Below are 18,646 nucleotides of genomic sequence, written 5' to 3' on the forward strand. Positions count from 1 at the left end.
AGCCGGTCAATGACGGTCGGCGCAAAGAGGTGCGCTCGCCTTGTTCGAAAGAGGGGCGTACGGCTCATCATCTGGGGTCATGCGGAAGCCTGCGCGAAGAGCTTCGACGTGCGTCGACTGCGCGTTCGCGGCCGGACGGCTTCGGAGCGCGCTTCGCCGTCGATCGAGTTTCGAACCGGCGAGGGGCCGTCGAGGGGAAGGGGGTCGGGCTCTGCGCCGGCTCGCGAGGGGTGCGCATGAGGGGTCGTCGGCGGAAACCGGCCGCAGGGCGCAGGAGATCGGGCTGTTCTGGCGAGAGGGGGGCGGAGCGGGAGGCGTTGCCCGCATGGCGGCTGGAGGGCGTTGCGGTTCGGGTTGGAGTATGCTCGAGGCGGTCATCGACGCCGTCGAGGGGCGTTTTGTCGGACGCCTTCAGAGGACGGAACCGCGCAGAAGGCGCGGACGGACCCGGCCTGCGGAATGCGAAGGGCGCTCGAGCCGATCGCGCGGACGGAAGGGCGCATCGTGCGAAAGGGGCTTAAAGCGGCTGGGCGTCCCGATGCCCTGCATGGGCTTCGCCGTTGGTCCGTGCAGGCGACGGCGTGGTCCCGTCTGCCGCCAAGCTGCGGAGAGGCTGCTGCGGGCTGTGCGAAGGTCGCTCACGCCTTCCGTCGCGCCGTGGGGCAGGGCTTCGCTTCGGAGCTCCTTTCCCGTGCCCCTCCCAGTGCTGGACGCGCGCCTCCCATCGTTCTGATGAACGCGTTCGCCAGAAACCCCGTTGCCGCGGCGGCCGCCACGGTTCCTTCCCGCACTCCGACGAGGTCTCCCATGATCAGGAGCGATGCGGCCGAGGCCAGTGCGACGCAGCCGAGGTCGAAGCCCGCCTTCGTGCGGCCGAAGTTCCATCCCGTAGCGTCCGTGACGGCGCATACGAACGCCTCGCCGCTGTTCATGACGATGTTGGCGACGACGGTGCATGCGACGCCGAACGCGAGCGTCGCGATGCCCGCGGTCAGCATGGCGAGCGACGCGAGGTAGCTTTGCGGCTGCGCGAAAGACAGCAGGTCTCCGAAAGCGTCGATGCCGATGCTGAACAGGACGGATATCGGCACCTGTAGGAGCGCCGTCGCTTTGAAGCGTCGCCTGAGAATGGCGATCTGCCCGATCAATAGGGCGATGTTCCAGCAGAACATGAACGCGCCGTACGACACGTCCGGAAACGTCAGGCTCAGAACGTAGCCGAGCGAAGAGATGGGCGAAGTGCCCAAGCCTGTTTTCGTGATGAGGACGATACCCGCCGCCATGGCAGCGATGCCGAAGGCGAGCAGGCAGCATCGCACTGCGAGTTGTTTCATGGTTCCTTGTCGTCTGTTGTTCGGAAAGGCGGGATCGCGGGCGATCGCCCGACATGCCTGCTGTCTTCGATTGTATTCCCGTGCGCCGCTTCCGGCAAGTCCCATCCGCCCGTTTGCCGGAATTGGTACAATGGAGATCGGCGCGGAGTCGGCGGTGCAGGGGAGGGCCGGCTCGTATCGGGGATGGGAAGGAGATGCGTCATGGGGTATATCGTCGGCCTCGTTGTTTTGGTCGTCGTCTCGATTCTCGCCATCGTGTACGGAGCGTTTTTGTTCTCAGGCAGCAGGACGTGCTTTCGCATCCTGTGCGGGGGCGAGGGTTTTCTGGCGCTCGATCCTGACGATGCGGAGTTCGAAAAAAGTGCCCGCAGTTCGGCGGTGGCGGTATGGATGATCGTTGCGATCGTGTGGTGCGCGATGGCGAGCGCAAGCGCTTGTCTGAGCGAGGAGCTGCGGACTGCGGCCCGCGTCGTGGGCGCGATGGCGGGCGCGGTGATTGCGGCTGCTGTGGTCTTTCAGATCAAACAGCATGCCAACCTACTGAAAGAGCGAGGCTCGCGGCCTCCGGAACGCTCGGAGCGCTGATGGGGGCGGCGTGCTCAGCCGCCTGCGAACACCCTTTGGCCCTTCAGGTCAAGTAAAAGAAAAAAGGCCGTCGAAATCCGACGGCCTGCTGTTTCATGGTGGTCGCTACAGGATTTGAACCTGTGACCCCCGCCGTGTGAAGGCGATGCTCTCCCGCTGAGCCAAGCGACCATTTTAAAACGCGCCTTAGCGCAAGTAAGTATTCTAGCGGCTTCCCAAGCGGATTGCAAGCCCTCTTTCCTGCTTTTTCAGGCTCCGTCCTCGACCCGCCCCGGCTTTTTCGGTTCTGCTTTCGCATTGGGCTTTTCCCGGCCTTTGCATCTCGTCGGTTTTGGGATAGAATAGCGGAGCGCTTCGGGCCTATAGCTCAATGGCGGAGCAGGGGACTCATAATCCCTTGGTTGCAGGTTCGAGTCCTGCTGGGCCCACCAAGCATTTCAGCGGCCGCGCCTCTCGGGGCGCGGCCGTTCTCATGCGCTCAGCACGAAGCGCCATGCGCAGTTGCACGTCGCGTCCGTCGCCTCGGGGAAGCAGCTGAGGCATTCGCATCCGATGCGCTCATCGATGCCGCGGGCGAACTCGCCGTACTCCACCTCGCCGACGCTCTTGCAAGGGTGGAACCCCATGCCCTTGCGCTTGCGCGCGTTCTGCACGCGGCAATCGGTGATGCGGTAGACGAGCGCGCCGTCTCCATCGAAGCGGAGCTCGTCGGCATTGGCCGCCGACTGGCAGCGCAAGGGCAGCGCGCGGGCGAGGCCTGCGAGCCCCGGATGCTCTTCCAGGCCGAGGAACGCTTTGATGCGCCGTGCCTCGACCCTGCTGAAACGTCGCCACGCCTCCACGTCGTGGCGCATGGCGACGTCCATGCCGTCTTGTCGCTCGAGGGATTGGAACCATGTGCCGTCGAGCGCGACGAGGTTCTTGGCGTAGATGACGAGCAGCTCCTCAAGCTCGTCCCGGGAAAGCGCGTGCAAAGCGTCGTTCATGCCTCTCCTCTCTTCGGGCCGCGGACGTACGTCGTCTGTGCGGCGGCGCGTCGTGCGCCTCTTCTCAGTATAGCTTCGTCGGGCGGCTCCGCGCGACGCGCAAAACCGCTATACTGTTGCGTTGCCGACCAACCATGCACGACGACGATGGAGACCTTGTATGAGCATCGACAGCTTTGAAGCGAGCAAGAGGCGCAGCGACGAGATCCGCGCCGACCTTTCCTCCCATCCTGAGAACTACCTCATGCTGACGGGCGACCGCCCCACCGGGCGGCTGCACCTCGGCCACTACTTCGGCACCGTCCGCGAGCGCGTGGCGCTGCAGGGCCTCGGCGTGCGCACGAACATCATCATAGCCGATTACCAGGTGATAACCGATCGCGACACCACAGAGCATATCCAGGACAACGTGCGCAACATGGTGATCGACTACCTGGCATGCGGCGTGGATCCCGAAAAGACCATGATCTTCACGCATTCGGCTGTGCCGGCCCTAAACCAGCTCATGCTGCCGTTCCTGTCGCTTGTCACCGAGGCCGAGCTACAGCGCAACCCCACGGTGAAATCCGAGATGGAGGCGTCGGGCCACGCGCTCACGGGGCTGCTGCTCACCTACCCCGTGCATCAGGCGTGCGACATCCTGTTCTGCAAGGGCAACATTGTGCCGGTTGGCAAAGACCAGCTGCCCCACATCGAGCAGACGCGCCTTATCGCGCGCCGCTTCAACGAGCGCTACGGGCGCGTGTTCCCCGAGCCTGAGGGCCTGCTCACCGACGCGGTGGAGATCCCCGGCCTCGACGGGCGCAAGATGTCGAAGAGCTACGGCAACGCCATCAGCCTCTCTGCCACCGAGGAGGAGACGGCCAAGCTCATCAAGAAGTCCAAGACCGACTCCGAGCGGCTGATCGCCTTCGACAAGGAGAACCGCCCCGGCGTGTCGGCGCTGCTCACCACGGCGGCGCTGTGCACCGGGCGCGCCGAGGCCGACATCGCAGCCGAGATCGGCGATGCGGGCGCGGGCGCGCTCAAAAAATGCGTGACGGAGAGTGTGAACGGCTTTTTGGCTCCCATCCGCGAGCGTCGGCGCGCCTTGGAAGGCGACCTCGACTACATCGAGGACGTGCTGCGCGAGGGCAATCGCCGCGCCAACGAGATCGCGGACGCGACGCTCGACGAGGTGCGCGCGGCCATGGGGATGGTGTACTGAGCGCCTTGCGAGCGCTTGGCCTTGCGGACGAAGGAGGGGTGCGCGAACTGCGCTCTCGCCGGAGGGCCCCTTTCTTTCGGTGGTGGTCGGGCTGCCGCGCCGGCGCTTGCGGAAGCTGCCTCGGGCTGCGCTTGGCGGAGGCCGACTCTCGGCCGGATTTGGGCCATGCTGCAGGGGCCGGACGCGATCGGAGGGCCGCGACCTACTTGCCGCCGGGCTCTTTGGCCCTGCGTGTTCGAGGGGCCCTGCTCGTAGAGCGCTCCACCCCTCGTCTCGCCGGGAAGTCCGGCCTCCGCAGTCGGCCACCGGCCTTTCGGGTCCGTCGGGGGCGCTCGGCGCTGGCTTTCCGGCGGGTCTCGATGGAGAGCCCCTTTTCGCGCTGAGGGCTCGGTCGCCTTCGCGGCTTCGATACGGGATACCCCCTGGTCGGCTTTTTCTCTCTTCGCCGACTTTCCCTGGCCGGATCCGATCGGAGGCGGATTTCCGTCGAAACCCGCTAGGAGACGCCCTTTTCTCTGGTTGGAAGGCAGTTGGCCGGGCCGGCCGAGGGCTGCGTTTCCCTCCGCCGGGCCAGCGGCGGCGCGTTTCGATCCCGCTCGGCGCAGGAGGTCCGGAAGCGCGATGGGCGCGCCTGCCTCACCTGCCCGTATGCCCGGTCGAGCACCCGAAGGGGGCGCTTTTGCAAAGACGTCGGAATTCTTTGAAATTCGGTCTTGCGCAATGGGGACGTTCCGGTATAATTCTCACTTGCGCGCTCGAGCGTGCTGCATTCCTCGGTAGCTCAACGGCAGAGCATCCGGCTGTTAACCGGAGGGTTGTAGGTTCGAATCCTACCCGAGGAGCCATTTGAACATCAGGCGAACCCGTCCTATTGAATCGGACGGGTTCGCTCGTTCATGTGGAGATGTCGATTGGAAAGGCGCAGCGTGCCGGATGGTCGGATCAGGGCACGCCGATTTCGGGAACGGGAAGGAAGGGGCGCCATGCGCGACGTTGCCTTGGGAAGCACGGGGATCGCCGTGCCGCAGAACGGGTTCGGTGCGCTGCCTTTGCAACGCATGCGCGAAGACGAGGCCGTGGCCCTTTTGCGTGCGGCACTTGCGGGCGGCATGAAGTATTTCGACACGGCACGCGCCTACACCAACAGCGAGCACCGCATCGGATTGGCTTTCGAGGGCATGCGCGAGCAGGCGTTCGTCGCCACCAAGACCATGGCTCGCACCCCCGAGGCGTTCTGGGCAGACCTCGAGGAGTCGCTATCCGAGCTGCGCACGAGCTACATAGACGTTTATCAATTCCATTGCGTCGACCAGGCGTACGCTCCCGGCGACGGCACGGGGATGTACGAGTGCATGCAAAAGGCGAAGGCCCAGGGCAAGGTGCGCCACATCGGCGTGACGGCGCACAAGCTGGAGGTGGCGTTCGACTGCGCGCGCAGCGGCCTGTACGAGGTGCTGCAGTTTCCGTTGAGCTATCTGTCGGGTTCCCGCGAGCGCGAGCTCGTCGAGGAGTGCCGCCGGGCGAACGTGGGCTTCGTGGCCATGAAGGGCCTTGCGGGCGGCCTCATAGCAAACAGCCGCGCCGCCATGGCGTTCATGGCCCAGTTCGACAACGTGCTGCCCATCTGGGGCGTGCAGCGCGAAAGCGAGCTTGCCGAATGGCTGTCGTACATGAACGACACGCCTTCGATGGACGAGGGGCTGCGCGCGTTCGTCGAGCGCGAGCGCGCCGAGTTGGTGGGCGACTTCTGCCGCGGGTGCGGCTACTGCATGCCGTGTCCCCAGGGCATCGTCATCAACCAGTGCGCGCGCATGGCGCTCATGCTGCGTCGCGCCCCGTCGAGCGCATGGCTCACCGAGCAGTGGCAGCGGGCCATGGAGGACACGAGGCGTTGCACCGAGTGCCGCGCCTGCACGACGAAGTGCCCGTACGGCCTGGACGTTCCGGCCCTGCTGCGGAAGAACTGCGAGGATTACGAGCGCGTCCTCGCCGCCGGGGGAGCCTAGGCGCGCATCTCGCGCTCCTTCGCGATCATCTCCTCGTAGTTGTCGATCTTGTAGTTCAGGCGGTCGAGGCCGGCCTGCATCTCGGCGATGCGCTCCCGCACGAGGTCGCGCTGCTCCTCGAGGATAGCCTTGCGAGCTTCGAGCGTCGAGTCTCCTTGCTCGAACAGGGCCATGTACTCGATGAGCGCTTCGATGGACACATGCGCCCCGCGCATGCACTTCACGAACTGCACGCGAGCGCAGTCCTGCTCGCTGTAGTCGCGGATGCCGCTTGCGGTGCGCGTGACGTTCGGCAGAAGGCCGATGCGCTCGTAGTAGCGCAGCGTGTCGGCGGAAAGCCCGTATACCTTGCTCACTTCGGCGATCTTCATGAAACGCTCCTCTCTTCGTCTTGCCATTGAAGCACTTGGAGTGCACTCCAAGTCAAGCGGCTGAGCGAAGCGCGCAGCCGACGAAAGTGCCTGCGATTCCTATCTATCGGTAGAGTTTTCGAGCGATGAACGAGACGGCCAGGGCGAAGGCCGCCGCTGCGAGCGAGCCCGCCGTGGGCGCCTTCCTCCGGTTCGGATGCGCGCGCAAGTCGGCTATGCTCGTGTTGGGGTTTCTGGTCATGGCGTCTCGCCTCCTCTGGTCTTAGCGCGGTCGCGCTCCCTGATCGACCGCGCGGCCCTCGCTCCATTGTAGGTGCTTTCTGGTGTCAGCCGGCCTGCTTTTCCACAAGCGGCCTCTTCCGGTATCATAAAGAGGCCGTGCGCAGGGCTTCGCGACAACCGCGGGCCGCGCCGCGAAGGAAGGACGCAAGCAGAAAGCACGCACGCATCATGATCATGCAGCTCGAACATATCTCTAAGTCGTTCGGAGGCCGCCAGCTCTTCCGCGACGTGACGTTTCGCCTCGAAGAGTACGACCGCCTCGCGCTCGTGGGGCCGAACGGGGCCGGCAAGACCACCATGCTCAACATCATCTCGGGCAAGGAGGACGCTGACGAGGGCCGCGTGCTGTTCGCCAAGGGCGCGCGCGTGGGCTATCTCGAGCAGGAGGCCATCGAGATGGAGGAGCGTTCCATCTTCGAGGAGGTCATGTCCTCGCAGACGGAGGTGCTCGAGGCCGAGCAGCGCCTCCACCGGCTCGAACAGGAGCTTGGCGAGGATCCCACAGAGCAGCAGCTGGCGGCAGCGGGGCGCGCTCGCGATGTTTACGAGGCGCTCGGCGGCTACACCATCGAGGCCAAGGTGCGCGGCGTCATGTTCGGCCTCGGGTTCAAAGAGGAGGATCTGCGCCGTCTGACCACCGAGTTCTCCGGCGGCTGGCAGATGCGCATCGCGCTGGCGAAGCTCCTCATCCGCAACCCCGAGGTGCTGCTCCTCGACGAGCCCACGAACCACCTGGACCTGGAGAGCGTGAAATGGCTGGAAGGGTTCCTCCGCGGCTACGCGGGCACCGTGGTGGTGGTGAGCCACGACCGCGCGTTCATGGACAACATGGTTGACCGCGTGGCCGAGGTGGACAACGGTCAGGTGAACCTGTACAAGGGCAACTACTCCACCTACCTCAAGGCGCGCGAGGAGCGTCTCGAGCGCCTGCGTGCCGAAAAGGCGAAGCAGGACGAAGAGATCGCGCACATGGAGGCGTTCGTGGAGAAATTCCGCTACAAGCCCACGAAAGCCAAGCAAGTGCAGGACCGCGTGAAGAAGCTCGAGAGGATCAAGCGCATCGAGATACCCGAGGAGAAAAAGACGGTCCGCTTCAACTTCAAACAGCCGCCGCGCACGGGCGACGAGGTGGTGCGCGCCCGCGGCCTCGTGAAGCGCTTCGGAGGGAAGACCGTTTACGACGGCTTCGACTTCACTATGTACCGCGGAGAGAAGATCGCGCTCGTGGGTCCTAATGGGGCGGGCAAGTCCACGCTCTTGAAGATGGTCGCCGGCGCGCTCGCCCCCGACGGGGGCACCATCGATTACGGCGTGCACGTCACCAAGACCTACTATGCGCAGCATCAGCTGGAAGAGCTGCATCCCGGCAACACCGTGTTCGAGGAGCTCGACCGCGTGGCGCCCGGATGGACCATCTCGCAAGTGCGAACGCTCCTCGGTGCGTTCCTGTTCACAGGCGATGCCGTGGACAAGAAGGTGAGCGTGCTCTCCGGCGGCGAGAAGAGCCGCCTCGCGCTCGCGAAGATGCTCGTGGCCCCGCGGCCGCTTCTCTGCCTGGACGAGCCGACGAACCATCTGGACATCGCGAGCGCCGACATCCTCGAGCAGGCTCTGCGCGCTTTCGAAGGAACAATCCTCTTCATCACGCACGACCGTCATCTCATCCGCGGTGTGGCGAACCGCATCGTCGAGATCGTGCCCGGGCGCGTGACGAGCTACGACGGCGACTACGACTACTACTTGTTCAAGAGCGGCCAGCTCGACGGGGCCGCGCCAACGGAACGCTCGCTCGTGGACGAGGTCATGGGCGAGGGGACGCCTCGTGGATCGAAGGGGCGCGGAGGGGCGGAGACGGGTGCGAAGGGGCCGGGTCGTCGGACGGGCGATGGCTCCTCCGCATCGGGATCGAGGTCTGAGCTCACCGCGCCGCGCTCGAGCGCGCCCAAAACCAAGGAGCAGAAACGCCGCGAGGCCGAGGCGCGCAACCGCGCCTATGCGGCCCTCAAGGACCATCGCAAGCGCATCGCCCAGCTCGACGCGCAGATGGAGCGCGACAATGCGCGCATGTCCGAGCTGCTCGCTCTCATGGCCGATCCCAGCTTCTACATCAACGAGGATGCTTCCTCAGACGCCATCGCCGAGCATGCGCAGCTCAAGCGCCGTCTGGCTGCCGCCGAGGAAGAGTGGCTGTCCCTCAACGAGGAGCTGGAGATCGAGATGGCCCGGCAGGCCGAGGCGCGCTAGCATGGGCGCGCCGCTCAACGTCGTGCTCGTGGAGCCGGAGATACCGCAGAACACGGGCAACGTCGCGCGCACCTGCGCGTGCACGGGCGCGCGGTTGCACCTCGTGGAGCCGATGGGCTTCAGGCTGTCGGCTAAGCAGCTCGCACGTGCGGGCTGCGATTACTGGGAGGAGGTGGACATGGTTCGTTGGCCGTGCTCGGCGGCGTTTCTCGAGGCGCATGGCAAAGACGAGCTGCACCTTTTCACGGGCCGCTCCGCACGTGCGCACTGCGACGCATCGTACGGCGAAGGGGCCTTCCTCGTGTTCGGCCGCGAAAGCCGTGGCCTCGACGAGGATGTTTTGACCGCGCATGCGGAGCGGTGCGTGCGCATCCCCATGCGCGCGGGTCTGCGAAGCCTCAACCTGTCGAACGCCGTCGCCATCGCGACCTACGAAGCTCTTCGCCAGCAAGGCTGGCCGGGATTGAGCTAGGACAAGTTTGTGCTAGCTGCCATGCTGTCGTTCGAGATGATCGTTTTCGGTCAGAGGCCGATTGTCTGGTCGGCATGGGCCTCGCGCCTTCGGAGTCCTTTAAGGGGCCTTCCCATCCGGAGAGGACCGCTTTGGACGACGATGAGCCTCAACCGTCCGGGCGCGGATTCGCTGCTTTAGCGGGATGGAGCGAAGGGGAAGGGAGCTGCGCGCGTATACTGATAGCATCGTCCGCGCGCCAAACTAAGGAGGTCGTCCATGTCCCGTGTCTACAATTTCTCCGCCGGTCCCGCGGTGCTGCCCGAAGAGGTGCTGCGCCAAGCCGCGTCCGAGATGCTCGACTACCGAGGTTGTGGGATGTCGGTCATGGAGATGAGCCATCGCTCGGCGGCGTTCAAAGGCATCGTCGAGCAGGCCGAGGCTGACCTCCGCGAGCTTTTGAGCGTTCCGGATAATTACCGCGTGCTGTTCCTGCAAGGAGGCGCCACCTTGCAGTTCGCCGCCGTCCCCATGAACCTTATGCGTCCCAGGTCCGACGGCCGCCCAGGCACGGCCGACTACGTTGTGAGCGGCTCCTGGTCGAAGAAGGCGTTCAAAGAGGCGGGGCTTTACGGTGAGGCGCGCCTTGTCGCCTCGTCGCAGGACGGCAACTTCTCCTACGTGCCCGACGTGGATGCCCTTGAGTTCTCGCCTGATGCCGACTACGCCTATATCTGCCAGAACGAGACCATCTACGGCACCCGCTATCCGAAGCTGCCCGACACAGGCGACGTGCCGCTCGTGGCAGACGTGTCCTCGATGCTCCTCTCGGAGCCGATGGAGGTGTCCCGTTACGGTCTTCTCTACGGCGGTGCGCAGAAGAACGTCGGTCCGGCGGGCGTGACCATCGTCGTCGTGCGCGACGACCTCGTGCGCGACGACGTGCTGCCCTTCACGCCCACCATCATGCGCTACAAGACGCAGGCCGAAGCGGGCAGTCTCTCGAACACGCCTCCCGCTTACGGTATCTACGTGTGCGGGCTCGTGTTCAAATGGCTCAAGGAGAGGGGAGGGCTTTCGGCCGCGCGCGAGCGCAACGAGGAGAAGGCGCGTCTGCTCTACGATTATCTGGACCAGTCGAGGCTGTTCAGCGGCACGGCCCGCAAGGAGGACCGGTCGCTAATGAACGTGCCGTTCGTCACCGGGAGCAGCGATCTTGACGCGAAGTTCGTCGCTGAGGCCAAGGCGGCCGGCCTCGAGAGCCTCAAAGGCCATCGCAGCGTCGGCGGCATGCGCGCGAGCATCTACAACGCCATGCCCCTCGAGGGCGTCGAGGCGCTCGTCGCCTTCATGGATCGATTCGAGCGTGAGAACGGGTAGGGCGTGGACGGTTGCGCTGCGAGGGGTCGCTCCTTGGCGGCGCAGCCGGATTTGGTTGGCTTCGTCGCCGTCTGCCATCTGCCTCCTGCCGTATGCCGCGAGCGGCCTTTCCGGACGTTTCGGCGAGGCCCCTCCAGGTTTCTGGCGATGATTCGCCGCTCTTCCTCCGAAGAGTTCACGCGGGGGCTGTCTCCACGCGATTTCGGCTAGGGTGCGGGCGAAAGCTCTTTGAACCATCGTTGCCGACGACCGCTGCGCGAGGCGAGCTCCCCGCTGGCCCTCGTGTCTTTGCATGATGGCGCGCCCTGCGTTTCCTTGTGAAGTTTCGCCTGTCAGATGCGCCAGCTGTCCGGGTTGCGCTAGACTGGTCTGCATTATGATTTCCATTCCGTACCTCATCTGCTCCATCTTGAGCTTCGTTCCTGCCATCGTACTGCACGAGGCGGCTCATGGGTTCGCGGCATGGCGGCTTGGCGATCCTACGGCGAAGCGCGCGGGGCGATTGTCGATGAACCCCCTCAAGCATATCGACCCCTTCGGCACGGTGATCATGCCGTTTCTTCTTATGGCTATGAACATGCCTGCGTTCGGATACGCAAAGCCGGTGCCCTACAACCCGGCGTACTTCAAGGATCCGCGCAAAGGCGATCTCATTGTGGGCCTCGCAGGCCCTGCGGCCAACCTTGCGCTCGCCGTTTTGGGCGCAGCCGTGCATGCGATCGTCTCATGGACGATGCCCGCATACCTGCTCGTTGAAAACGATCTGCTTTACTATGCCATCGTGCTGTTCCTTCCCCTGTTCTCGCTCATAAACCTCTACCTTGCCTTCTTCAACCTGCTGCCCGTTCCGCCGCTTGACGGCTCGTCCATCTTCGCGTTCTTCCTGCCGGCGAAGTATCTGCCGAAGTACTACAAGGTGCAGCGCTATGCGATGCCGGTGTTCCTCGTCGCGGTCGTCCTCGTGCCTTATGTGCTGCGCGTGAATCCCGTCGGCGTCTATCTAGACGTCACGGCGGACAACGTGTTCGACCTCCTGTTCTCCTTCGGTGGGTAGAAGAGGCGAATCCGTGTCCTACAAGGTTCGCATAGACAGCTTCGAGGGTCCGTTCGATCTTCTGCTTCATCTGGTCAGCCGTCAGAAAGTCGATATCGGGGCCATCTCGATCACTCAGATCGCCGACCAGTACCTCGCCGAGGTGGAGCGCATGGACAGCCTCGACCTCGATGTGGCAAGCGACTTTCTGCTGGTGGCTTCGACATTGCTTGAGATAAAGGCCGAGAGCTTGTTGCCTCGCGACCGCGATGCGACGACCGACGAGCTAGAGGAGCTGGCGCCCAGCGAGGCGCGCGATCTGCTCGTTGAACGGTTGCTGTCCTACAAACAATACAAAAACGCAGCTGCCGCGCTGCACGCGCGCTTCGTGAGCGAGGGGCGCATGCATTCGCGCCCGTTCGGCCCCGATGCGTGCTTTCTGAATCTCATGCCGGACTATTTGAAGGACGTCACGCTCGAAGGCTTGGCGCTTCTCGCGGCTCGCGCTCTCGCGCGTCGAGACGTGTTTCTGCTGGAATCCGAGCATATAGCGGCCAAGCCGATTCCGGTAGAGGTTCACGTGCGCGCCATACACCAGCGCATCCGGAACAAGAAGAGGCTGCGTTTTTCCGAGCTCGTCGACAAGCGCACGCCCGTGCCGGTGGTGGTGGTGACGTTCCTCGCCATCCTGGAGCTGTATAAACGGGCGATGGTGAGGATTGAGCAGTCGGAGCTGTTCGGCGACATCGACATACGCTATATCGAGGGGTCGGGTGAGCTTCTGCTCGATGGTGATGACGCCCTCACGTCGGTCGAGGAGGGGTAGGTCATGTTCCAGGGATTGCAGGACGGTCAGTTGAAAGGGGCGCTTGAGGCGCTGCTGTTCGTCACAGACGAGCCGGTGGGCACTATCGCGCTGGCCGATATGCTGGAGGTGGAGCCTGCCGAAGCCGAGCGCGCGCTCGTCGAGCTGCGCGCGCAGTTGGCCGAAGAGGGTCGCGGTGTCCAGCTGCGCGAAGTGGCGGGGGGCTGGCGTCTGTACACGCATCCTGCCTTTCACGAGCTTATCGAGCGCTACGTTCTTTCGTGGGACACGCGCAAGCTTTCGCATGCGGCCATGGAGACGCTCGCCGTCGTGGCGTACCTTCAGCCCGTCACACGTTCGGGTGTGGCGGGCGTGCGCGGCGTGAATTCGGACAGCTCCATCAACTCGCTTGTGGAGAAGGGCCTCGTGCGCGAGGCGGGTACGGCTGATGCGCCGGGCAACCCGACGCTCTACGCCACCACGCGCGCGTTTCTGGAGAAGTTCGGTTTGCGTTCGACGGCCGATCTGCCCGATCTCGACCAATTCGCGCCAGACGACGACACGCGCGCCTTCATCCGGGAGCGCCTTTCCGCTACTCGTGAGGAGGTGCGCATCGCTGAAGGGGCTTTTGCGGATGGAGAGCCCGATCAGGATGACCCGCTGGGCGGAGCGGAGTTGGACTTCGATGACGAAGCGGTGGTCGAAGGCGCGCGGACCGCGCATGAGGATGCGGCGGCCCGAGCTGCCCAGCAGATGCTTGCCGACGCCATGGCGAGCGGGTTCGGTCTGGTGGAAAAGATCGATTTCGATGACTTGACCTTCGAGACAGACGACGAGTGACCCCTTCGCCGCTTTGTCGAGCTGCAGGACGTGTCGACGCTGCGGCCCCTTCCGCGTTTCCCGGTCGCTTTGCGGTTCGGTCCGCTTTTGCGCGAATCGAGCCCTTATGAGGCTTTGCGCTAGTTCTTGACGATTTTGGAGGAGCTGTGAGTCAGGAAAACGAAACGGGCCGCATCGTCCCCATGCGGTTGCAGAAGTTTCTCGCACGTGCCGGCGCGGCGAGTCGACGGGGGTCGGAGAACCTTATGACGGCAGGCCGTGTCACCGTGAACGGGAACGTGGTCACCGAGCTTGGCAGCAAGGTCGATCCGCTCGTGGACGAAGTTGCCGTCGACGGCAAAGTGGTGCGGCTTGCGGACGGACCCGTTACGATCATGCTGCACAAGCCTGCCGGCTACGTGACCACGATGTCCGATCCTCAAGGCCGTCCGACTGTGGCCGAACTCGTGCCCGTTTCCGCGCATCCGGGGCTGTTCCCGGTAGGTCGGCTCGACGCGGACACGACGGGGCTGCTTTTGTTCTCCACCGACGGGGAGCTGGGTAACGGCCTTCTGCATCCGAGGCGCCATGTGGTCAAGCGCTATCTTGCTTGCGTGGAGGGACGGCCTTCGGAGCGCGAGCTCGAGCTGCTGCGTCAAGGAGTCGAGCTCGACGACGGTCCTTCCCAGCCTGCAGAAGCGAGCGTGCTTGAAGGCGCGGACGCGCGTCGCGCCATGCGGGTGCTCGACGTTCCCCCTGTCGTCGCGCCCAACGCTTCGCGCGAGCGCGCCGATGCGCTCCGTAGGCGCGCTCGCGAGCGCGCCTACGTGCGCATCTGCGTGCACGAAGGCAGGAAACGACAGGTGAAGCGCATGCTCGCAGCCGTCGGGCATCCGGTGGTGGCGCTTCACCGAGATTCTTTCGGACCGCTTGATCTGGGGGATCTCCCTCGAGGCGCGTGGAGGGCGCTCTCGGAGCGAGAGGTGGCCGCGCTGCATGCGGCCACCTCTCGCGCGAACCTTGACGAGAGGGGGGCTCTCCCCTAGGCCTGGTCGCTGTCGCCCGCCGGAGCCCAGGATCGCCCTGTGGCCTGCCAGCTCTTCGGGTCGTCAGCGTCGCCGACGACCGTGTACTCCAAGATGATCTCCGTTTCTTCGCGGACGATCATGGGGTACGATTTCCTGTCGACGGAGGCCGGACGCTCTCCGAACAGAGGCATTCCCCGTTGGTCGCCGTTTCCTCCTGCAGCTTCGAGGATCGTTGCCGAGATGTCCTGATGGGAGACGGGGTCGGACGACGTTGCAAGGGGGGAGTGCTCGCTGCCGGCTGTTGCCGGTTTTGCGAGCAGAATGGGAACGGCGGGGTTGGGGCGCTCGTTCGGAGGAAGGACGTCGCTCACGAGCCCGTGATCGGCCGTGACGATGATGGTGGTGCTGTCGTACGCCCCGAGCTCTTTCAGCTGGCGCAGGTACTCGGAGACGATCTCGAGGGAGCCGAGGGCCTGCGTTGGCTCGTCCGTCTCGTCGTCCGTCCTTTGAGCGGCTTTGTCGAGGTGGTAGGGCCAATGGGCTCCGTGCAGATGAATGAAGCGGAACGACTTCTTTTCGGCGTCGAGGGAAAGGCCCGTTTCCTGCAGGGTCCGGTAGTAGGCGTAGTCGTCCGTCAGGTACGGCCCCGTGCTGCCGTGCAAGACGGAGCGGTTCACCTCGTCCGCATACGTTTGCTCGTAAAGCGAGCTTTTGAACGCGAGGGGCAATACGCGGTAGAGCCCCAGGTTGGTAAGGGAGCGCACGGTTCCCGCCCAGTCGACGGACACCTCCTGCTCGTTTACGGGTCGGAGGTTGTCCGCTTTTGAGCCGATGCTCTCCAGGTGGGTTTGGAGGGAAGCGGAGTACACGCCTGTGGAGAACCCTTGCTCTTGAAGCTCGTCGAGCAGGTTTCGTTGCGCGAAGTTCTCGCTGATCTGCTGATACGACCATGACTGACTGTCGAGGTCGAGAAAGGGCCGTCCCATAAGGAGGCTCGGGATGGCGGTGCGCGTATGGCTTGCGAGCTGCGAGACGTTGTCGAAGCGCGTGAAGCCGGAGAATTCGGCCAAGGTTTCGGGCGCGAGGGCTTGGTCGTATGCGTTGTCGAGGATGTTGTCGTCGAACATGTCGAGCACGAACACCACGATGTCGCCTTCGCCCGAGAGCGTGTAGAGGCCGTCGGTGGTCAGGTAAGGCCTTTCGGACGAGCTGCCAGCCTCGGGAAGGGAGACGAGGGTGCCCGCCAAGCCCACCGTCTGCGCGAGAACGAGCGCGAAGGCGGTGAGGGTGGTGATGGGCGCGAATTTGGAGCGGAATCGCAAGAAGAAGAGCAGCAGCAGGGCGAATGGGGCAAGGTAGAGAGACGCGTCGAATACAAAGAGCAACCACGGATAATCCGAGAAGTCCATCTCTCCCCTTGAGGGAAAGGCGAGAAATCCCAATTGGGACATGGCGAAGTACGACGACAGGATCGCGCTGGACACGATGGCGAGCGCGATCCAATAGGCCTTTCCCCGCAGAAGCGAGAGGGCGAGCGAGAGGGCGACGGACACGGTCAGGGCGAAAGCGGCCAGCACGGGCAGCGCGTCTGTCGGAAGGAAAAGGAATTCGTTAGGGTTCTTGGCGACGATCTCGAGCGGCGTCGAGACGCACACGGTGAGCGCTGCGAGCAAGAGGGGGGCGAGCATGCCGAGAAAACGACCGCGCCAGGGGATTGGCTGCAGCGGAACCGGGGACCGGAGCCGTTTTGCGTCCTTTCGGGCGTCTTGGTCGGCTTGCAGGAGCGTTTCGTTCCCTTCCGGATCGTCGCGGTCGACGAAGCGCACCGGAGGCTCGGCTTGCTTGCGGGTCGCCTCGCTCAGTCCGAGCACTCCCAGAAGCCGCTTGCGCGTTGCGCGCCATGCCGTGCCGACGACGGCGGAAAGGGCGACGGCGGCCCCTGCGACGGCTTGCACCGTGTAGCTTGCGACCGACGGGTCGATGTAGGCGTATGCCGGCTGAGTCCATGCGAGGGAAAGCGCAGAGGACGCGAGGAGGAGAAAGACCGCATCCACCGCGAGTACGGCAAGCGGGAGGCGCTGCTGGTTTCTGACCGTCCTCATGCCGCACCCCCCCCCCTTCGGCGCATGATCCTGCTTGGACAGGATGCGGTCGAGGACGTATGTTCCGGCGGCTTCTCCTCCCCGTCTTCCGTTGAAGAAGAAGTCGGCGCGTCTCGCTTCGATCCTTTTGGCCCACGATTCCGCGTCGTCGAGCATGCCTAGGGCGACGGCTCCTGCGGTTCCGACGTCGTCGAGGGAAAGGACCCTTCCCGTCTCCTTCCTTAGGCTGATGTCGGTCGGGATGATCCCGTAGTCTTCCCAGCGAGGGTTTTTCGCCTTCATGGGCGTGTCGATGAAGAGGGAGGGCCTGAGGGTTGAGAAGGAGAATTCGTAGGCTATGGAGGACCAGTCGGTGACGAGCAGGTCCGCCTCCCCCAACCCTTGATCGTCCGCCTTGAACCCGTCTTCGAACTCGAGATGCTCGGGGAAACGCTCTCGGCATTGCGCGACGAGGGCGTCCCAGCGCGCGGCGTTTCTTTTGGTGTATTCGGGATGGGGCCGGACGATCGTGCGAAAGCCCGCTTCGATCAGCGACTCGACGACTTCGACGGCGCACAGATCCAGGATGCAGTCGTCTTGCCAGGAGGGGGCGAGGAGAGCGGTCGGACGGCGGTTCGGCGACGACTTCGCGCCTCCGAGGGCTGCGCATGATTCGATTTGGCGATCAATCAGATCGTATCCGCAGGCGACGAGCTCTTTCTTCGGAAGTTCGCGCAGCTCCTCCTCGCGTCTCAGCTCCTCGATCTGATGAGGTCCGACGCATAGCACGGCGTCGTAATGGTCGAACGATCCCTCCGCCGACACCATGTGCATGCTCGTTGCGTGGTGCGGGAAAAGGATGTACTCGGCGTCCTTGCGGACAAGGGAGCGTTTGAGGTGATGCTTTCCAAGCTCGTAGAGCGTGAGGGCCACCACGTCCGCGTCGAGCTTCATCATGAGCGTTATGAGCTTCCTCTCGCCTATATAGTAGGGGATGACGCGGGGGCGCTGCTTCGCAAGCTCGAATACGCGGTCATCGGGGTCGCTCGTGATGTAGTGGATGCGGACGGTCGAATTGTCGAGGAGCCATTCGATCGCCCCCTGGAAGTACTTGTAGAACCCGTCGCGCTCCGAGTAGAACACGACGTGCTTTCCCTCCACGCGGAAGAACCTCTCGTAATCGGCCTTTTCCCTGCGTGCAAGTTCGAGGCTTCTCTTGCGGGAATCGGAGGTCCTTCCCACCGATTCCAACAGGGCGATCTCCTTCTTGCTTTCCTCGAGGTCGTCGCGGTCGATGGTTTTTCGAGGATCCATCACGATGTTGCAAAGCATTTGGACGACGATGGAAAGGAGGTTCGAGCAAATCCAGTAGAACGCAAGCCCTGCGGGGACGAAGATGCCGAGCGCGAAGGAGATGGCGACAGACGAGCCGTTGGCGACGAGCTGGCTGCGCTTTCCCTGCTCTCGTTGGAGGGGGTTGATGCGGTTCTGGGAGTATCCGAGCGCGACCGCCGAGAGCGCGGCGAGGGGCGGCATGATCCATGATCCTCCGCCATCGCGCATGGGTATGGACCCCCAGAATCCCAGATCGTCTTGGGCGGCGATGGAGTTCACGGCGCCCACTGCGACGAGCAGGACGGCGATCTGCGCGGCGAACGGCGCCAAGGAGAGGAGAGGGTGGTAGTGGTTTTGCCTGTACAGCTCGAGCTGCTTTTCCGAAATGGCCTCGCCATCCCCGAAATGGCGAGCCTTGATGCGATTGATCTGAGGCATGAGGCGCACCATGGCGATGCTGTTCGCATGGCTCCACAAGGAGAGGGGGAACAGGATGATTTTGGCGGCGACGGCGAGGGCGAGCAGAACCACCCACCATACGCCGACAAGATCGTAACAGGCCCGCATGGCGGCAGCGAGCGCTTCGGATAGAGGAAAGCCCATGAGTTGCTCCTTTAGGGACGAACGGGGGTCGATCGGTCTTGCGTTTCGGTACGGTCTTGGGAAGCGTGCGCGGACGCTCGTCCCGCGCGGTCGGTC

Annotated in this window: 15 protein-coding genes and 3 tRNA genes; 12 read left to right on the forward strand and 6 right to left on the reverse strand. The window is 64.0% G+C overall.

Annotation, left to right across the window (positions count from 1 at the left end; genetic code table 11):
• Positions 1-638 precede the first annotated feature (638 nt).
• A complete protein-coding gene (locus B5F40_RS05610) occupies positions 639-1,334 on the reverse strand; it encodes a YczE/YyaS/YitT family protein (RefSeq protein WP_087193398.1) in 696 nt (231 codons plus the stop codon).
• Positions 1,335-1,535: 201 nt separating this feature from the next.
• Between B5F40_RS05610 and B5F40_RS05615 the strand changes: the two genes are divergently transcribed.
• A complete protein-coding gene (locus tag B5F40_RS05615; protein ID WP_087193399.1) occupies positions 1,536-1,919 on the forward strand; it encodes a hypothetical protein in 384 nt (127 codons plus the stop codon).
• Between the two features lie 96 nt (positions 1,920-2,015).
• Here the strand turns inward: B5F40_RS05615 and B5F40_RS05620 are convergent.
• Positions 2,016-2,090 (reverse strand) — tRNA-Val (locus tag B5F40_RS05620).
• A gap of 185 nt (positions 2,091-2,275) precedes the next feature.
• Between B5F40_RS05620 and B5F40_RS05625 the strand changes: the two genes are divergently transcribed.
• Positions 2,276-2,350 (forward strand) — tRNA-Ile (locus tag B5F40_RS05625).
• A gap of 39 nt (positions 2,351-2,389) precedes the next feature.
• Here B5F40_RS05625 and B5F40_RS05630 read toward each other — a convergent pair.
• On the reverse strand, positions 2,390-2,905 hold the full coding sequence (locus B5F40_RS05630) for a DUF6125 family protein (RefSeq protein ID WP_087193400.1): 516 nt from the start codon (positions 2,903-2,905) through the stop codon (positions 2,390-2,392).
• 160 nt (positions 2,906-3,065) lie between these two features.
• Here B5F40_RS05630 and trpS point away from each other — a divergent pair, with 160 nt between their 5' ends.
• From trpS to B5F40_RS05645, 3 genes are all read left to right on the forward strand, one after another.
• The gene (trpS, locus tag B5F40_RS05635) at positions 3,066-4,112 is read left to right on the forward strand and encodes a tryptophan--tRNA ligase (RefSeq protein ID WP_087193401.1); all 1,047 of its coding nucleotides are present in this window, start codon (positions 3,066-3,068) and stop codon (positions 4,110-4,112) included.
• 770 nt (positions 4,113-4,882) lie between these two features.
• Positions 4,883-4,957: transfer RNA gene (locus B5F40_RS05640), tRNA-Asn, on the forward strand.
• A 138-nt stretch (positions 4,958-5,095) separates the two neighbouring features.
• Positions 5,096-6,118: an aldo/keto reductase gene (locus B5F40_RS05645; RefSeq protein WP_087193402.1), complete on the forward strand. Its 1,023-nt coding sequence runs from the start codon at positions 5,096-5,098 to the stop codon at positions 6,116-6,118.
• Here B5F40_RS05645 and B5F40_RS05650 read toward each other — a convergent pair.
• Together B5F40_RS05650 and B5F40_RS16205 are read right to left on the reverse strand one after the other, a co-directional pair.
• On the reverse strand, positions 6,115-6,489 hold the full coding sequence (locus tag B5F40_RS05650; protein ID WP_087193403.1) for a MerR family transcriptional regulator: 375 nt from the start codon (positions 6,487-6,489) through the stop codon (positions 6,115-6,117). The two genes, B5F40_RS05645 and B5F40_RS05650, sit on opposite strands and share 4 nt — an antisense overlap.
• Positions 6,490-6,592: 103 nt before the next feature.
• On the reverse strand, positions 6,593-6,730 hold the full coding sequence (locus tag B5F40_RS16205; protein WP_162610905.1) for a hypothetical protein: 138 nt from the start codon (positions 6,728-6,730) through the stop codon (positions 6,593-6,595).
• A gap of 209 nt (positions 6,731-6,939) precedes the next feature.
• Here B5F40_RS16205 and abc-f point away from each other — a divergent pair, with 209 nt between their 5' ends.
• The 7 genes from abc-f (at position 6,940) to B5F40_RS05685 (ending at position 14,549) form a co-directional block, all read left to right on the forward strand.
• The gene (abc-f, locus tag B5F40_RS05655) at positions 6,940-9,015 is read left to right on the forward strand and encodes a ribosomal protection-like ABC-F family protein (protein ID WP_087193404.1); all 2,076 of its coding nucleotides are present in this window, start codon (positions 6,940-6,942) and stop codon (positions 9,013-9,015) included.
• Between the two features lies 1 nt (position 9,016).
• Positions 9,017-9,487 carry a tRNA (cytidine(34)-2'-O)-methyltransferase gene (locus B5F40_RS05660; protein WP_087193405.1) on the forward strand — a complete coding sequence of 157 codons (471 nt, stop codon included), beginning with the start codon at positions 9,017-9,019 and terminating at the stop codon, positions 9,485-9,487.
• A gap of 258 nt (positions 9,488-9,745) precedes the next feature.
• Positions 9,746-10,846: a 3-phosphoserine/phosphohydroxythreonine transaminase gene (serC, locus tag B5F40_RS05665; protein WP_087193406.1), complete on the forward strand. Its 1,101-nt coding sequence runs from the start codon at positions 9,746-9,748 to the stop codon at positions 10,844-10,846.
• A 376-nt stretch (positions 10,847-11,222) separates the two neighbouring features.
• Positions 11,223-11,900, forward strand: a complete 678-nt coding sequence (locus B5F40_RS05670; RefSeq protein WP_087193407.1) for a site-2 protease family protein — start codon at positions 11,223-11,225, stop codon at positions 11,898-11,900.
• Between the two features lie 13 nt (positions 11,901-11,913).
• Positions 11,914-12,705: a segregation and condensation protein A gene (locus B5F40_RS05675; protein WP_087193408.1), complete on the forward strand. Its 792-nt coding sequence runs from the start codon at positions 11,914-11,916 to the stop codon at positions 12,703-12,705.
• Positions 12,706-12,708: 3 nt separating this feature from the next.
• Positions 12,709-13,524, forward strand: coding sequence for an SMC-Scp complex subunit ScpB (scpB, locus tag B5F40_RS05680; protein WP_087193409.1), 816 nt, complete (start codon positions 12,709-12,711; stop codon positions 13,522-13,524).
• A gap of 182 nt (positions 13,525-13,706) precedes the next feature.
• Complete coding sequence (locus B5F40_RS05685; RefSeq protein WP_087193501.1) at positions 13,707-14,549, forward strand: pseudouridine synthase; 843 nt, start codon at positions 13,707-13,709, stop codon at positions 14,547-14,549.
• Here the strand turns inward: B5F40_RS05685 and B5F40_RS05690 are convergent.
• On the reverse strand, positions 14,546-18,550 hold the full coding sequence (locus B5F40_RS05690; RefSeq protein ID WP_087193410.1) for a YidC/Oxa1 family membrane protein insertase: 4,005 nt from the start codon (positions 18,548-18,550) through the stop codon (positions 14,546-14,548). The genes B5F40_RS05685 and B5F40_RS05690 overlap by 4 nt on opposite strands.
• Positions 18,551-18,646: the final 96 nt, after the last annotated feature.

It is taken from the genome of Gordonibacter sp. An230 (genome assembly GCF_002159915.1).
In the GTDB taxonomy this organism is placed as follows: domain Bacteria; phylum Actinomycetota; class Coriobacteriia; order Coriobacteriales; family Eggerthellaceae; genus Rubneribacter.

Bases quoted from the DNA above. Each gene is read 5' to 3' on its own strand.
- B5F40_RS05610 (WP_087193398.1), bottom strand. From the start codon at position 1,334: ATGAAACAACTCGCAGTGCGATGCTGCCTGCTCGCCTTCGGCATCGCT.
- B5F40_RS05615 (WP_087193399.1), top strand. From the start codon at position 1,536: ATGGGGTATATCGTCGGCCTCGTTGTTTTGGTCGTCGTCTCGATTCTC.
- B5F40_RS05630 (WP_087193400.1), bottom strand. From the start codon at position 2,905: ATGAACGACGCTTTGCACGCGCTTTCCCGGGACGAGCTTGAGGAGCTG.
- trpS (WP_087193401.1), top strand. From the start codon at position 3,066: ATGAGCATCGACAGCTTTGAAGCGAGCAAGAGGCGCAGCGACGAGATC.
- B5F40_RS05645 (WP_087193402.1), top strand. From the start codon at position 5,096: ATGCGCGACGTTGCCTTGGGAAGCACGGGGATCGCCGTGCCGCAGAAC.
- B5F40_RS05650 (WP_087193403.1), bottom strand. From the start codon at position 6,489: ATGAAGATCGCCGAAGTGAGCAAGGTATACGGGCTTTCCGCCGACACG.
- B5F40_RS16205 (WP_162610905.1), bottom strand. From the start codon at position 6,730: ATGACCAGAAACCCCAACACGAGCATAGCCGACTTGCGCGCGCATCCG.
- abc-f (WP_087193404.1), top strand. From the start codon at position 6,940: ATGATCATGCAGCTCGAACATATCTCTAAGTCGTTCGGAGGCCGCCAG.
- B5F40_RS05660 (WP_087193405.1), top strand. From the start codon at position 9,017: ATGGGCGCGCCGCTCAACGTCGTGCTCGTGGAGCCGGAGATACCGCAG.
- serC (WP_087193406.1), top strand. From the start codon at position 9,746: ATGTCCCGTGTCTACAATTTCTCCGCCGGTCCCGCGGTGCTGCCCGAA.
- B5F40_RS05670 (WP_087193407.1), top strand. From the start codon at position 11,223: ATGATTTCCATTCCGTACCTCATCTGCTCCATCTTGAGCTTCGTTCCT.
- scpB (WP_087193409.1), top strand. From the start codon at position 12,709: ATGTTCCAGGGATTGCAGGACGGTCAGTTGAAAGGGGCGCTTGAGGCG.
- B5F40_RS05685 (WP_087193501.1), top strand. From the start codon at position 13,707: ATGCGGTTGCAGAAGTTTCTCGCACGTGCCGGCGCGGCGAGTCGACGG.
- B5F40_RS05690 (WP_087193410.1), bottom strand. From the start codon at position 18,550: ATGGGCTTTCCTCTATCCGAAGCGCTCGCTGCCGCCATGCGGGCCTGT.